15 protein-coding genes are annotated in these 14,712 nt (G+C 72.6%); 7 read left to right on the forward strand and 8 right to left on the reverse strand.

From position 1 onward, the window contains the following. Window positions 1-41 precede the first annotated feature (41 nt). Window positions 42-671: a GNAT family N-acetyltransferase gene (locus ACZ66S_RS31125; RefSeq protein WP_469904884.1), complete on the reverse strand. Its 630-nt coding sequence runs from the start codon at window positions 669-671 to the stop codon at window positions 42-44. 83 nt (window positions 672-754) lie between these two features. Here ACZ66S_RS31125 and ACZ66S_RS31130 point away from each other — a divergent pair, with 83 nt between their 5' ends. The 6 genes from ACZ66S_RS31130 (at window position 755) to ACZ66S_RS31155 (ending at window position 7,650) form a co-directional block, all read left to right on the forward strand. Beyond that, complete coding sequence (locus ACZ66S_RS31130; protein ID WP_469904885.1) at window positions 755-1,249, forward strand: YbaK/EbsC family protein; 495 nt, start codon at window positions 755-757, stop codon at window positions 1,247-1,249. Further along, entirely contained in the window at window positions 1,246-2,091 is an 846-nt protein-coding gene (locus ACZ66S_RS31135; protein ID WP_469904886.1) for an EamA family transporter, read from the forward strand. Before ACZ66S_RS31130 ends, ACZ66S_RS31135 begins: the two co-directional genes overlap by 4 nt. Window positions 2,092-2,268: 177 nt before the next feature. Next, window positions 2,269-3,213 (forward strand): ABC transporter ATP-binding protein, encoded by a 945-nt coding sequence (locus ACZ66S_RS31140; protein WP_469904887.1) that lies wholly within the window; start codon window positions 2,269-2,271, stop codon window positions 3,211-3,213. Beyond that, the gene (locus ACZ66S_RS31145; protein WP_469904888.1) at window positions 3,210-4,568 is read left to right on the forward strand and encodes an ABC transporter permease; all 1,359 of its coding nucleotides are present in this window, start codon (window positions 3,210-3,212) and stop codon (window positions 4,566-4,568) included. The genes ACZ66S_RS31140 and ACZ66S_RS31145 overlap by 4 nt, the downstream gene beginning before the upstream one ends. Window positions 4,569-4,572: 4 nt before the next feature. Next, the gene (locus ACZ66S_RS31150) at window positions 4,573-7,308 is read left to right on the forward strand and encodes an alkaline phosphatase family protein (RefSeq protein WP_469904889.1); all 2,736 of its coding nucleotides are present in this window, start codon (window positions 4,573-4,575) and stop codon (window positions 7,306-7,308) included. Window positions 7,309-7,374: 66 nt separating this feature from the next. Then, window positions 7,375-7,650 (forward strand): DUF1876 domain-containing protein, encoded by a 276-nt coding sequence (locus ACZ66S_RS31155; RefSeq protein ID WP_469904890.1) that lies wholly within the window; start codon window positions 7,375-7,377, stop codon window positions 7,648-7,650. A 3-nt stretch (window positions 7,651-7,653) separates the two neighbouring features. Here ACZ66S_RS31155 and ACZ66S_RS31160 read toward each other — a convergent pair whose 3' ends face one another. The 6 genes from ACZ66S_RS31160 to ACZ66S_RS31185 form a co-directional block, all read right to left on the reverse strand. Further along, complete coding sequence (locus ACZ66S_RS31160) at window positions 7,654-8,814, reverse strand: serine hydrolase domain-containing protein (RefSeq protein ID WP_469905028.1); 1,161 nt, start codon at window positions 8,812-8,814, stop codon at window positions 7,654-7,656. Window positions 8,815-8,863: 49 nt separating this feature from the next. Then, window positions 8,864-9,310, reverse strand: coding sequence for an organic hydroperoxide resistance protein (locus ACZ66S_RS31165; protein ID WP_402650003.1), 447 nt, complete (start codon window positions 9,308-9,310; stop codon window positions 8,864-8,866). 107 nt (window positions 9,311-9,417) lie between these two features. Then, on the reverse strand, window positions 9,418-9,879 hold the full coding sequence (locus ACZ66S_RS31170) for a MarR family winged helix-turn-helix transcriptional regulator (protein WP_469904891.1): 462 nt from the start codon (window positions 9,877-9,879) through the stop codon (window positions 9,418-9,420). Further along, the gene (locus ACZ66S_RS31175; protein ID WP_469904892.1) at window positions 9,876-10,634 is read right to left on the reverse strand and encodes an energy-coupling factor ABC transporter ATP-binding protein; all 759 of its coding nucleotides are present in this window, start codon (window positions 10,632-10,634) and stop codon (window positions 9,876-9,878) included. Before ACZ66S_RS31175 ends, ACZ66S_RS31170 begins: the two co-directional genes overlap by 4 nt. After that, entirely contained in the window at window positions 10,622-11,383 is a 762-nt protein-coding gene (gene cbiQ / locus ACZ66S_RS31180; protein ID WP_469904893.1) for a cobalt ECF transporter T component CbiQ, read from the reverse strand. The genes ACZ66S_RS31175 and cbiQ overlap by 13 nt, the downstream gene beginning before the upstream one ends. Before the next feature lies 1 nt (window position 11,384). Beyond that, window positions 11,385-12,428, reverse strand: a complete 1,044-nt coding sequence (locus tag ACZ66S_RS31185) for an energy-coupling factor ABC transporter permease (RefSeq protein WP_469904894.1) — start codon at window positions 12,426-12,428, stop codon at window positions 11,385-11,387. Between the two features lie 168 nt (window positions 12,429-12,596). On the opposite strand from ACZ66S_RS31185, the gene ACZ66S_RS31190 reads away from it, so the two are divergent. Then, window positions 12,597-12,944 (forward strand): SsgA family sporulation/cell division regulator, encoded by a 348-nt coding sequence (locus tag ACZ66S_RS31190; RefSeq protein ID WP_053847292.1) that lies wholly within the window; start codon window positions 12,597-12,599, stop codon window positions 12,942-12,944. 7 nt (window positions 12,945-12,951) lie between these two features. Here the strand turns inward: ACZ66S_RS31190 and ACZ66S_RS31195 are convergent, their stop codons facing one another. After that, window positions 12,952-14,625: a penicillin-binding transpeptidase domain-containing protein gene (locus ACZ66S_RS31195; protein WP_469904895.1), complete on the reverse strand. Its 1,674-nt coding sequence runs from the start codon at window positions 14,623-14,625 to the stop codon at window positions 12,952-12,954. Window positions 14,626-14,712 lie beyond the last annotated feature (87 nt).

Genomic DNA, 14,712 nt, shown 5'->3' on the forward strand with positions numbered 1-14,712 from the left:
CCCGGCGGGTGAGCAGGACGAGCCGGTGCGGGGGATCCCCCTCACCGGCTCTCCGTTGCCGTGGACCGGCCGAGATACGTGACCGGCCCGGCGTCCGGTACGGCGATCTCGTGGAAGCCGAGACGGTCGTAGAAGGCACGGGCGGGCCTGTTGGCGGTGACCATGCACAGGTGCACGGCGGCCACGCCCCGCTCGTGCAGCGCGCGGAACAGGGTCGTCATGAGCGCCCGCCCGTACCCGCGCCCCTGCCACGCCGGCAGCAGGTCGATGTGCAAGTGGGCCGGGTAGTCGGCGACTTCGGGCACGACCATCCGCTCCGGGCGGTGCAGCAGCGCGACGATCTCCTCGTCCGGGGTGCGCGGCGGGCCGCTGGGCTCCGGATAACGGTCGGCCACGAGGGGCAGCCACCGCTCGCGGTACTCCGCGACGAACCGAGGTGTGTCGGCGGTCCCCACGACATAGCCGACGGCCGCGCCCGTCCCGTCGTCCAGGACGAAGGCGAGGTCCGGTTCGAGATGGGCGTACGGCGCCGCGAAGGCCGCGGGGAAGACACCGGGATCGGTGTAGTGCGGCCGGCTGTCCCGGCCCTCGTGCGCGGTGCGGACGCAGATCTCGTCGAGGGCGTCGCGGTCCCGGGGGCCGTAGGGGCGTATGACGGGAGTCGGGGTCATGGCGGCATCCTGCCCGACGGGACGGCGAACGGCCCCGCAAACCGGGTCGCGTGGCCCGTACACCCACCGCTAGCGTGGCGGGCATGACGACCGCCGACGCCGCCCACCCCCGTTTCGCCGAGGCCCTGCGGGAGCTGGGACTCGACGAACTGAACGAGCAGATCCGCCGGTTCCCGGACGCCACCCGTACCGCCGCCGAGGCCGCCGCCGCCGTCGGCTGCGAGCTCAGCCAGATCTGCAAGTCGCTGATCTTCGCTGCGGACGGGGTGCCGGTCCTGGTCCTCATGGACGGGGCCTCCCGGGTCGACGTCGAACTGGTCCGGCGGGAACTGGGCGTCGACAAGGTCACCCGGGCCCGGGCCGACGTCGTACGGGAGACCACCGGCTATGCCATCGGGGGCGTGCCGCCCTTCGGGCACCGGACGCGGACCCGGGTGCTGGCCGACCGGTCGCTGCTCGACCACGACCTGGTGTGGGCCGCCGCCGGCGATCCGCACGCCGTGTTCCCCATCGCGCCCAAGGACCTGGTGGCCCACGCGGGCGCCACCCTCGTGGACGTCCGCGAGCGCCCGGCGTGACGCCGCTCGTCACGGCGGCCGTGCTGCTCGCCGCCGTCACGCACGCCAGTTGGAACGCCATCGCGCACCAGGTCACCGACAAGCTGGTCGGGTTCACGCTGATCTCGGGCGGCGGGATGCTCATCGGGCTGGCGGTGATCCCGTTCACGGCGGTCCCGGCGGCGGCGGCCTGGCCGTACCTGCTCGCCTCGTCCGGCATCCACATCGCCTACTACGCGCTGCTGATGAAGTCCTTCCGGCTCGGGGACTTCGGGCAGGCCTACCCGATCGCGCGCGGCACCGCGCCCCTCGTGGTGACCGTGCTCGCCGCCCTGTTCGCGCACGAGGTGCCCGACGGATGGGCGGCCGCCGGAATCGCCCTGTCCTGCGCGGGACTCACCGGGGTCGCGCTGTGGGGGCTGCGCGGCCGCCGGCCCGACTGGGCGGCGATCGGGGCGGCGTTGGCGACCGGGCTGACCATCGCCGCGTACACCGTCGTCGACGGGCTCGGCGTGCGCGCCTCCGGCTCCTCCCTCGGGTACATCGCCTGGCTGATGGCGGTGCAGGGCGTGGTGATCCCGGCGTACGCCCTCTACCGGTTCCGGGGTGGACTGGCCGCCGTGCTGCGGCCGTTCGCCGCGGTCGGGCTCCTCGGCGCCGCCCTGTCCGTGGCCGCGTACGGGCTCGTCCTGTGGGCCCAGACCAGGGCGGAGCTCGCTCCGGTCGCCGCGCTGCGCGAGTCCTCGATCATCGTGGGCGCGGCCATCGGCGCGGTGTTCTTCAAGGAGCGGTTCGGGGCGCCGAGGATCGCGGCGGCCGGACTCCTCGTGGTGGGCATCGGACTGATGCTGCACGCCGGTTAGCCGGCCCCTTCCGGGAAGTTTCCCCAAGCGCGTCCCAAGTCCTGCCCAACACCGGCTCTTCGACCGCCCTGCTTGGCCATGCCTTGACGGTTCGTTCCACGGGCGTTCAGCCGGCCGTCCGTGGCGGGGGTGTGTGGCGTCCCTAGGGTCCCTGCGGACTTCGGAAGAAGGGGACCCATGGACACACTCCACGCAGTCCGGGCCCGCGGGATCACCAAGTGCTTCGGTGACGTCGTGGCGCTCGACGGCGTCGACCTCGAGGTGACGCACGGTCGGATCCACGGCCTGGTCGGGCCGAACGGGGCCGGGAAGACCACCCTGCTCGGGCTGTTGCTGGGTCTCGCCGTCGCCGACGCGGGCACCCTGGAGATCCTGGGGACGCCGGTCGGGCGGGCGTTCACCGCACCCGACGGGGTCGCCGGGTTCGTGGACGGGCCCGGTCCGTACCCCTCGCTCACCGCCCGGCAGAACCTGGCCGCGCTGGCCGGACTCCGCGGCCGGGACGCGCGTACCGCCGGTGTCGACGAGGTGCTCGACCAGGTCGGGCTCACCGACGTCGCCGACGACAAGGCGCGCGGTTTCTCCCTCGGCATGCGCCAGCGGCTCGGGCTCGCCGCCGCGTTGCTGACCCGGCCGCGGCTGCTGGTCCTCGACGAACCGTCCAACGGCCTCGACCCGGCCGGGAAACGGCATGTGCACGGCGTGCTGAACCGGCTCGCCGCGGACGGCACGAGCGTCGTCGTCTCCAGCCACCGGATGGACGACCTGGAGGCGATGTGCTCCGAGGTCACCATCCTCGCCGTGGGCCGGGTCGTGTTCTCGGGCCCGCTCGGCAAGCTGGCCGCCGAGAGCCGTGAACTCGACTACCGGGTACGGACGTCCGACCCGCGGGCCGCGCGCCGGCTGGCCGACGGCACGGACGGGGTCCGGGTCGTCGACGACGGCGGCGGCACAGCGCAGGACGCCGGACCGCTCGTCGTGCGCGCGCCGGTCCCCGCCCTCGACGACCTGGTGGCGCGGCTCGTGACGGCGGGTGTCGCGGTGCGTGAACTCGCCCCCGTGGTCTCGCCCCTGGAGGCCGCGTTCCTGGCCCTGACCGAGGACGGGGGCCCGAGCCGATGACGACCACCACCGACACCGTCACCGCGGCCCCCGCCCCCGCCCGCCCGGTCCCCCTCTCGCGCGGCTACCGCTTCGAACTCGTCAAGCTCGTCGCCCAGTGGCGGGTGCGCCTCCTCGTCCTCGCCTGCTGGATCGCGCCGGGGCTGTTCGTCGCCGGGGTGGCGCAGCAGAGCACGCTGCCCTCCGACACCCTCTTCGGCCGCTGGATGCACGCCACCGGCTGGGCCGGACCGCTGGTGATCCTCGGTTTCGCGGGCACCTGGGCGCTGCCGCTGCTGACCTCGGTGGTCGCCGGTGACGTGTTCGCCGTCGAGGACCGGCTCGGCACCTGGCGGCACCTGCTGATCGCGGTCCGCTCACCGCGCCGGATCTTCGCCGCGAAGGTGCTGGCCAGCGTCACCGTGATCCTGCTGCTCGTGGCCGGCCTGGCCTGTTCCGCGACGGTCGGCGGGCTCGCGGCCGTCGGCAACCGGCCGCTCGTCGGCCTCGACGGCCGTCTGCTGGCCCCGTCCGACGCCGCCGTGCGGGTCCTGCTGGCCTGGGTCGCGGCCCTCGCGCCCACCCTGGCCCTCGCCGCGATCGGCCTGCTCGGGTCGGTGGCCCTCGGCCGGTCGCCGACCGGGCTGCTGCTGCCGGCGCTGGTCGCGCTCGGCATGCAGGTCGCCCAGATGCTGCCGCTGCCCGTGGCCGTACGCCTCGCCCTGCCCGGCTACGCCTTCGTCTCCTGGAACGGCCTGTTCACCCACCCGGTCCAGCTCGCCCCGCTCCTGACCGGCGTCGCGGTCAGCCTCGCGTGGGCCGTGCTCGCCACCGCACTCGCCCAAGTCCTCTTCCTGCGGCGGGACTTCACCCAGCTCGCGCACGACGGGGGCGGGCGCCGCGCGTTCACCGTGGGCGTGCTGCCGCTGGCCGGGCTGACCGCCCTCAGCATCGCGCTGATCACCGTCACGACCGACTCGACGGGCATCACCCAGACCAAGGTCCAGCGGTCCCTCGCCACGGCCTTCGCCCACCTCTACCGCGTGCAGACCGGGCAACTGCACCGCCCCGCCGTCACCGAGGCGCAGCTCAGGGCCTCGGCGGCGTGCACCAAGAGCGACGGCCGGGCCGCCCAGCAGGGGGCCGGCAACGACTGGCGGTGCGTCGTGACCTGGCACCTGCCCGGCGTGCCGGTGACCGGGACGGCCGTGTACCAGCTCGACGTCGGATCGGACGGGCGGTTCGTCGCCGACGGCGACGGCCCGAAGGAAGTGAACGGCTACTTCCTGGTGCGGACCCCCACCGGGGACGCCCCCAACCCGCTGTGGCAGTTCGACGGCAACGTCGAGCTGCTGGACACCACTTCGAAGGGATAGTCCCATGCAGGTAACTCGGCAGCGCCGCGGCGCCGCGAGAGCCGTCCGCCTCAGCCGCCGGAGCACGCTGGTGGCGGCCGGTATCGCCGTCGCCCTCGGCGTCACCGGCACCGCGGTCGCCGCCACCCACCAGTTCGGCACCCGGCGGGTCGCGGAGAACACCGCCAGGGGCGAGGTCATCTCCAGCGACCAGTTCCTCAAGCCGTACGGCAACCGGACCGTCATCACCGACGGCAAGATCATGTCGTCGGCGGTCAGTCCGGACGGCACCCACCTCGCGGCCGCGGTCACCGACGGCGACGCCGCGCTCGTGATCATGGATCTGGCGACCGGGCGGGTGAAGCAGAAGATCGGCGCCAACGCGGCGGACGACCTGCGCATCGGCAGCGCCGCGGTCGGCCAGGAGGGCCCCGCCTACTCGCCCGACGGCAAGCAGCTCTGGCTGGGGCAGGCCGGTGGCTACACCCGGTTCACCGTCAGGGCGGACGGCACCCTCGCCGACCCGACGGCCGTCCCCGTCCCGGCCGTCGGCACCCAGCAGGCTCTCGTCGGCGGGGCGGTGTTCTCGGCCGACGGCTCCACCGTGTACGCCGCGGTCAACGGCCAGAACCGGGTCGTCGCCCTCGACGCCACCACCGGCGCCCTCCGGCGGAGCTGGGCCGTCGGCATCGCCCCGCGCGGGATAGCCCTGGTCGACGGCAAGCTGTACGTCAGCAACGAGGGCGGCCGCCCGGCCAGGCCCGGCGAGACCACCATGAACTCGTACGGCACCCAGGTGCCCGCGAACCCCGACACCGGTGCCTCCACCACCGGCACGGTCAGCGTCATCGACACCCGCGCGGACACGGCCGTCCGGACCGTCGACGTGGGTCTGCACCCGACCGCCGTGTACGCGAAGAAGGGCACGGTGTTCGTCACCGACACCGCCGACAACACCGTCTCGGTCATCGACACCCGCAAGGACGAGGTCGTCCAGACCATCGCCACCCAGCCCTGGCCCGAGGCGAAGGTCGGCTACGAGCCCGACGCGGTCACCCTCACCGACGACGGCCACCTGCTGGTGACGCTGGGCCGCGCGAACGCCGTCGCCGTGTACCGCTACAAGTCCGCACAGGAACCGGCGAGTTACGTCGGCCTGCTCCCGACCGACTACTTCCCCGCCGAGATCACCACCGTCGGCGGGAAGGTCGTCGTCTCCAACACCCGGGGCATCGACGCCCGCCGCCCCACCACCGCCTCCGGACACGGCACCCACGACACCACGTCGAGCCTCACCGAGTTCACGCTGCCGAGCGACCGCGTGATCAGGTCCCGGACGGCCGAGGTCTTCCGGCAGAACGGCTGGACGCCCGGCTCGGTCACCACGGCCAAGGGCGGCGGCCACGCCCAACCCGTGCCGGTTCCCGCTCGCCTCGGCGACCCCTCGACGATCAAGCACGTCTTCCTGCTCGTCAAGGAGAACCGCACCTACGACCAGGTCCTCGGCGACCTCCCGCAGGGCGACGGCGACCCCGCGCTCACCACCTTCGGCGCCAACGTCACGCCCAACCAGCACGCCCTCGCCCAGCAGTTCGGCCTCTACGACAACTTCTACGACATCGGCACCAACTCCGCCGAGGGCCACAACTGGCTGATGCAGTCGGACAACCCGGAGTACACCGAGTCCTCCGCCGGTGAGTACACGCGCAGTTACGACACCGAGAACGACGTCCTGGGCCACCAGAAGTCCGGGTTCATCTGGACCGGCGCGCAGTCCGCCGGCCGGTCGGTCAAGGACTTCGGCGAGTTCCAGTCCACCGAGTCCAAGCCGGCCGGCGCCACCTGGCAGAACCTGTACTGCGACTCCAGGACCATGGCCGCGACCGGGGCGCGGACCCAGTACCCGATCCGGACCGGCTCGGCGATCCCCTCGCTCAACAAGGTGTCCGTGCAGGGCTTCCCGATGTTCGACCTGGACGTCCCGGACGTCTACAAGGAGCAGGTCTGGAAGCAGGACTTCGAGAAGAACGGCCCCGCGAACCTGAACATGTTCTGGTTCTCCAACGACCACACCGGCGGCCCCGCCAACGCCTCCGCCGCGGTCGCCGACAACGACCTCGCGGTGGGCCGCATGGTCGACGAGATCTCCCACAGCCGGTACTGGAAGGACTCCGCGATCTTCGTCGTCGAGGACGACTCCCAGAACGGCCTCGACCACGTCGACGGCCACCGCGCCCCGGTCCAGGTCATCAGCCCCTACGCCCAGCGCGGCACCGTCGACAGCCACTACTACACGCAGATCACGATGATCCGCACCATCGAGCAGATCCTCGGGATCCACCCGATGAACCAGAAGGACAGCGCGGCCACCCCGATGTACGGGGCGTTCACGAAGAAGGCGGACACCACCCCGTTCACCGCGGTCCCCAACCGCACCTCGCTCACCCTCGGCGTGAGCCCCGCGCCCTCCTGCGGCACCGACACCCCGGCCGCCCAGGACACCGACGCGGCGCCCGCGCCGACCTCCGCCGCGGTGCCGAAGGCCCGGCAGGGGCTCGCGGCGCAGTGGCGGACCTGGGCCTCGCACCAGCGGCTGACCGGCCCGCACGCCGTGCCGGACTACGCCAACGCCGAGCAGATGAACCGCTACACCTGGTACCAGACGCACGACTGGACCACGCCCTACCCCGGCGACCGGAAGGTCTTCGCGCCGAACGACGTGCCGGGTGCCTACCTGCCCTCGGCGGAGTCCGACGGCTGAGCCGGCCCGTGCGTCGGGATGCCGGAAGGAGCACTCTGGAAGCAGAGGTTTCCGGAGGTGACCGTCATGACGCACACCGCTGTGGGATGGCACGTAGAGCTGGAGTTCCGGGAGGACGAACGGCACACGGAGGCCGTCGCTCTGGTCCGCCTGCCCGACGGGACCGAGATACGGGCGCGCGGACACGCCAGCCGCCACCGCAGCGACCCGAACCAGCCGCGGGTCGGTGAGGAGGTGGCGGGAGCACGGGCGCTGAACGAACTCGCCATGCAGTTGCTGACCAAGGCGCACGACGAGATCGACGACGCGTCCGGGCGGACGTCCCACTCGATCAACGTGTAGCCGTCACAGGGCCGCCCGCACCGCCCTGACCAGCGCCTGCGCCCGGGGGTCCGCCGTGACCGTCTTGCGGAAGCCGTTGGTGACATAGCCGAGGGCGATGCCGGTCTCCGGGTCGGCGAAGCCGAGGGAGCCGCCGCGGCCGGGGTGCCCGAAGGAGCCCGCGCCGAGGAACGGCGAGGCGCTGCCGTGCAGCATGTAGCCGAGCCCGAACCGGGTGTTCACCACGAGCACCCGGTCCGGGCCCGCCGACTCCTCGGCGCGGGCGAGTTCGACGGTGGCCGGGTCGAGGAGACGCACGCCGTCGACCTCGCCGATCAGTGCCGCGTAGACGCGCGCCAGCCCGTCGGCCGTCGCGATCCCGTTGGTCGCCGGCAGGGCGCTCGCCCGGTACGCCGGCGTGTTCTGGTCGGGGAAGGGGGTGATCGCGGCGAAGGCGCGGCGGGTCAGGGAGCCGGGATCCTCGTAGGCCTCGGTGACGGACCGCTTGGGGCGGGCGCGCAGACCGCCGGCGGGCTCCGGCCCCTCGACGCGTCCGACCCGTCCCGTGCGCCCGGCCGCCTCCTCCCGTGCGGGCAGCCCGAGCCAGAACTCCGCCCCCAGCGGTCCGGCGATCTCCCGCGCGATCCACTCGCCGGCGCCGAGCCCGGTCACCCGTCGCACCAGCTCGTCCAGCATCCAGCCGTACGTCAGCGCGTGGTACCCGTGGTCGGTGCCGGGCTCCCAGACGGGTGCCTGCGCGGCGACCGCCTCGGGGCCCCTCAGCGGGTCCAGGGCCTCCTCGGGGGTGAGCGGGCGGTCGAGCACGGGCAGCCCGGCGCGGTGGTTCAGGACCTGCCGGACCGACACCCGCTCCTTGCCGCGCGCCTTGAACTCGGGCCAGTACTCGGCCACCGGCGCGTCCAGGTCCAGCTCCCCGCGCTGATGCAGCATCAGGGGTACGGCGGCGGCGACGCCCTTGGTCGCCGAGCGCACCACCTGCGCGGTGCCGTGCCGCCAGGGCTCGGTGCCGTCGACGTCCCGGGTGCCGGCCCACAGGTCGACGACCTTGCGTCCGTCCCGGTACACGGCGACCGCGGCGCCCCGGTCCCCGAGCGCCTCGAAGTTCCGCGCGAACACGTCCCTGACCGGCTCGAAGCCCTCGGCGACTGTGCCGTTCACGTCCACGCCGTACTCCTCCTGCTGCTGCCGCCCGCTGCCTGGCTCGGTGCCCCCCTCAGCCAAGCAGAATCGTCACGTCGATGTTCCCGCGGGTCGCGTTGGAGTACGGGCAGACCTCGTGGGCCGCGTCCACCAGCTTGGCCGCGAGGTCGGCGTCGAGGACCGGGAGGGAGACGCTGAGGGCGACCGCGAGGCCGTAGCCGCGGTGCTTGTTGGGGCCGATGCCGACCTTCGCGGCGACCGTGGAGCCGGTCAGGTCGTAGCCCTCGCGGTTGCCGACGAGGATCAGCGCGTTGTGGAAGCAGGAGCTGTAGCCGGCGGCGAAGAGCTGCTCCGGGTTGGTGCCGTTGCCGTCCCCGCCGAGCGCCGGCGGCATCGCGACCTTCAGCTCGATCTGGCCGTCCTGGCTGGTGACGAAGCCGTCGCGGCCGCCGTGGGCGGTGGCCTCCGCCACGTACATGATCTTCGTCGGCCGGGTGTCGACGGCGGTCTCCTCAGGCATGGCGGGTCTCCCCCCAAAGAAGTGCGCACAAGTACATCGTGCACAAGGTACCGGCCGGTAGGTCGGGACCGGGTTACCAGGGGGTAGCAACCGTGGGTAACAGAAGGTCAGCGGGGGCGGTCGGCCGCCGCCTCGGCCCGGTGCGCGAGCCGCCGCAGTTCCTCGCGCAACCGCGCGGCCTCCGTGCCGTCGAGCGCCGTGGCCTCCAGCAGCGCGCCGGGGACACGTGCCGCACGCTCCCTGAGCTCCTCCGCGCGCCCCGTGCACGCGACACGCACCGAGCGCTCGTCGGCCGCCGCCCGCTCCCGGCGCACGAGCCCCGCCGCCTCCAGCCGCTTGAGCAGCGGCGACATCGTGCCGTAGTCCAGCCGCAGCGCCCCCGCGAGCTCCTTCACGCTGGTCTCCCCGCGCTCCCACAGCACCAGCAGCACGAGGTACTGCGGGTAGGTGAGCCCGAGTTCGTCGAGGAGCGGCCGGTACGCGGCGGTCACCGCGCGCTGGGCGGCGTACAGCGCGAAGCACAACTGGTCGTCGAGCAGCGGTGATCCGGCGTCCTCTTCGTTCGTCACGCGCCCATTGTCACGGACCGCGGATCGAATCCGAAGGGCAACTCCAGCCGGTGGGCGCGCATCAGCTCGTCGTCGGCGAGGAGTTCGGCGGTCCTACCGTCCGCGGCGATCGTGCCCTCGCTCAGGATCAGCGAACGCGGGCACAGCTCCAGCGCGTACGGCAGGTCGTGCGTGACCATGAGGACCGTCACGTCCAGCGAGCGCAGGATGTCGGCCAGTTCGCGGCGGGAGGCCGGGTCCAGGTTGGAGGAGGGCTCGTCCAGGACGAGGATCTCCGGCTCCATGGCGAGCACGGTCGCCACCGCCACCCGGCGCCGCTGCCCGAAGGACAGGTGGTGCGGGGGCCGGTCCTTGAACTCCGCCATGCCGACCCGGCCGAGCGCCCGGTCCACCCGCTCCTCCAGCTCGGGCCCCCTGAGCCCGGCCGCCGCCGGCCCGAACGCCACGTCCTCGCGCACGGTCGGCATGAAGAGCTGGTCGTCGGGGTCCTGGAAGACGATCCCGACCCGGCGCCGGACCTCGGCCATGTGCTTCCTGTCCACGGGCAGCCCGGCGACCCGCACCGTGCCCACCCCACCGCTCAGGATGCCGTTGAGGTGCAGCACCAGGGTGGTCTTGCCGGCGCCGTTCGGGCCGAGCAGCGCGACCCGCTCGCCGCGCGCGATCGAGAAGTCCACGCCGAACAGCGCCTGGTGCCCGTCGGGGTAGGCGAAGGCCAGTCCGGTCACTTCGAGGGAAGCTGTCACAGGGTCCATCCCAACACGCAGACGACGAGGGCGGTCACGGGGAGCGCGAAGGCGTACGACCACTGCGCCCGGGACGCGGTCACCTCGTCGATGACCGGCATCGAACCGGCGTACCCGCGGCTGACCATGGCCAGGTGCACCCGCTCGCCGCGCTCGTAGGAGCGGATGAACAGCGCGCCGGCCGACTTCGCGAGGACGCCCCAGTGCCGGACGCCGCTCGCCTCGAACCCCCGTGACTCCCGCGCGATCCGCATCCGCCGCATCTCGTCGGTGATGACGTCGCCGTAGCGGATCATGAAGGACGCGATCTGGACCAGGAGCGGCGGGAGCCTGAGGCGTTGCAGGCCGAGGAGCAGTTCGCGCAGTTCGGTGGTGGAGGCGAGCAGCACGGACGCGGCGACGCCGAGCGTGCCCTTGGCGAGCACGTTCCACGCGCCCCACAGGCCGCTCACGCTCAGGGACATGCCCAGCACCTCGACCCGCTCGCCCTCCGCGACGAGCGGCATGAGCACCGCGAACGCCACGAACGGCACCTCGATCAGCAGCCGCTTCAGCAGGAAGCCGGCCGGCACCCGGGCGGCGCGGGCGACGGCGCCCAGCAGGACGGCGTACAGGCCGAACGCCCACATCGCCTCGCGCGGGGTCGAGACGACGACCACGACGAAGGCGAAGGCGGCCGCGAGTTTCGTGTGCGGCGGCAGGGCGTGCACGGGCGAGTGCCCGTGCCGGTACAGCCGGTGTGCGTGCCCCGCCCCCATGTCAGACGCTGCTCGTGCTCGCCGGGGAGACGTCGGCCGTACGACGCCTGCGGACCGCCCAGAAGACGCCGGTGCCCGCGACCACGGTCACGCCGACGCCGATCACGCCCGCCAGCCCCCCGGACAGGCGGGCGTTCTCGACGTCCTTCACGCCGTAGTCGGCGAGCGGGGAGTCCGAGGTGGCGTGCTTCTCGGTCTTCGCGTCGATGCCCTTGTCGGCGGCGACCTTCTCCAGCCCGTCGGGGTTGGCGGAGGCGTAGAAGCTGACGAACCCGGCGAGCACCAGGGAGGTGACGAGACCCGTGATCCACACCTTGCGGTGGGAGCGCGCGGCGGCCACGGGCGCGGCGTCCGGCACGTCGACCAGCTCGCCGCCGACCCGCAGCCTGAGCTTCTGCTGCAGGCCCCGCGCGCCGTACACCAGGTCGGGGCGTACGGCGACGACGGCTCCGACGGTCAGCGCGGTGATGGCCGCCTCGCCGATGCCGATGAGGACGTGGACGCCGATCATCGCGGTGGCGACCTTGGCCAGGGAGACGTCGGTGGTGCCGCCGACGGCGTAGACCAGGGTGAAGGCGACGGCCGCGGCGGGCACCGAGAGCACGGCGGCCACGAAGGAGGCGGCGGTGATCGAACCGCGCCGGCGCGGGAGCACCTTCACCAGCCCGCGGAAGACGGCGTACGCCACGACCGTCGTGACGACGGCCATGTCGGTGATGTTCACGCCGAGCGCGGTCAGGCCGCCGTCCGCGAACAGGATGCCCTGCATGAGCAGGACGACCGAGACGCAGAGGACGCCGGTGTAGGGGCCCACGAGGATCGCGGCCAGGGCTCCTCCGAGCAGATGACCGCTGGTCCCCGCGGCGACGGGGAAGTTCAGCATCTGCACGGCGAAGATGAACGCCGCGACCAGGCCCGCCAGGGGCGCGGTGCGTTCGTCCAGCTCACGGCGGGCACCGCGCAGGCTCACCGCGACGGCGGCCGCGGCGACCACACCGGTCGCGGCCGAGATGGGGGCGTCTATGAATCCGTCAGGCACATGCACCGTTCGATGATAGTGGCTTGTTGCGAACTCTTTGCAAGAGAGCTGTGCCACGAACAGCAAGTCACGGGCTTTCGGTCCCGGGGGCGGAACGCAGGAAATGTGCGACGCTGGGTAGGGAATGGATGCACAGCTTCCGCACAGGTCACGCAGCGTGAGAGGGCCGTCACGATGTCTGTAGTCGAACAGTACGCGCGAGCCCACATCGTTTCGGACGCGGACATCGCACAGGACGAGGCGGTCCCGGTGGTCCTGCGCTACGACCCGGAGACCGACCCCCGCTCGGTCCGGGTCGGCCTGCCGGGCACCCACGAGTGGACCTTCTCCCGGGCCCTGCTGGAGCAGGGCCTCAGGGCTCCGGCCGGCAGCGGCGCGGTACGGGTGTGGCCGTGCGGGCGGGTCCAGGCCGTGGTGGAGTTCCACTCGCCGCACGGGGTGTCGGTGGTGCAGTTCGAGCAGAAGGCCCTGCTGCGGTTCCTGCGGCGGACCTACATGGCCGCCGCACCCGTACGGGGCTGACGCGGGCCTAGCCGCCCAGCTTCAGCAGGGCCGCCACGATCGGGCCGGCCGTGTCGCCGCCGTGGCCGCCCGCCTGGACGACACCCGCGGCCGCGAGGTCGCCCCGGTAGGCGGTGAACCAGCCGTTCGGCTTCTTCTGGCCGTCGACCTCCGCGGAGCCGGTCTTCGCGCCCACGTTGCCGTACACCCCGGACATCGCCTCGGCCGCCGTGCCGTAGCCCGCCGTGTACGCCATCAGCTCACGGAGCTGCGCGAGGGTGCCCGAGGACATCGAGCGCGAGGCGGTGGCCAGCGTGCGGTGGTCCACGCTCGGGGACACCAGGTAGGGCTGCTTGAAGGTGCCCGACTCGACGGTGGCGGAGACCGACGCCATGTTCAGCGGGTTCATCCGGACCCCGCCCTGGCCGATGAGCGAGGCCGCCTTCTGGGCCGCGCTCTGCACCGGCACCGAGCCGTCGAAGGACGGGACGCCGATCGCCCAGTTGTTCATGGACAGGCCGAAGACCTGCTGGGCCTGCTCGGTCAGGCTGTCGTCGTCCAGCTTGCCCGCCTGGCTGATGAAGGCGGTGTTGCAGGAGCGGGCGAAGCTCGCCTTGAAGGTGCCGCCCTTGATCTCGAACTTGTCGTCGTTCTGGAACTTCCACCCGCCGTACGTGAAGTACTTCGGGCAGGGGTGCGCCTTGTCCGGCGAGGCGAGGCCCTTCTCGATCAGCAGCGAGGAGGTGACGACCTTCATCGTGGAGCCCGGGGCCAGGGAGCCCTGGAAGGCGGTGTTGAAGCCGTGGCCGGCGTTGGCCACCGCGAGGATCTCGCCGGTCGACGGGCGCAGCACCACCACCGAGGACTTCGCCTGCTTGGCGACCTGTGCCTCGGCCGCCGCCTGGAGCGTCGGGTTCAGGGTCGTCCTGACGGTGCCCGGGGTGCCCTTGCTGAGCTCCACCAGGGTCTTGTCGGAGGACTTGGAGTCCTTCCCGCGGACGACCCGCAGCTCGATGCCCGCCTTGCCGCCGGCCTTCTTGCCGTACTTCTCGCGCAGCCCGTCCAGGACGGTGCCCAGCGAGGGGTACTCGGCCTCGGTGATCTCGCCGCCGTCCCGGTCGACCGCCTTGATCGGCGGGGTCCCGGACTCGCCGGTGACCAGGGTGTCGCCGTCCTTCAGGTCGGGGTGGACGACCGAGGCGGTCCAGTCGACCCGCGGCTTCCCGGTGGCGGTGTCGCGCACGACGGTCAGCGAGCTGTCGTAGACGAGCGGCTTGCTCATGCCCTTGTACGTCACCGTCGCCTTGACGGAGAAGGGCACCTTGTCGCCGGTGCGGGCGCCCTGGGCGAGGGTGGCGCCGGTGATGTGGGCGTCCTTGGTCCAGCCGGTGAGCAGGGCGGTGGCGGCCTCGGCGTCGCTGGTCGCGGCCGCCGCCGCGGTCACCTTGCCCTGCTGCCAGGAGGTCAGGAAGGCGGTCGCCGTGGTGGTGACCTCGCTCGCCGACAGCGGGCCGGTCCTGACCTTCGGCTTCTGGTCCTCGGCGGACACGGAGGTGTTCTGCGCGCGGTCGTCGGCCGCGGCCCCGGCGCCGTACAGCGCGTAGACGCCCAGGCCGGCACCGCCGACGACCACGGCGATCATCCCGCCGACCACGGCGGGCTTGGTCTTCCGTCGCTCGGCGACGCGCCTTCTGTTACCCACGACCTACGCTTCCTTCGCGCTGTGCAGGGTCCCCGTTGCCCTCATCAGTCCCAACGACGGCAACAGCCTAGAGTCCCCGTCCCGCCC

This window comes from Streptomyces sp. NPDC107471, from assembly GCF_055582845.1.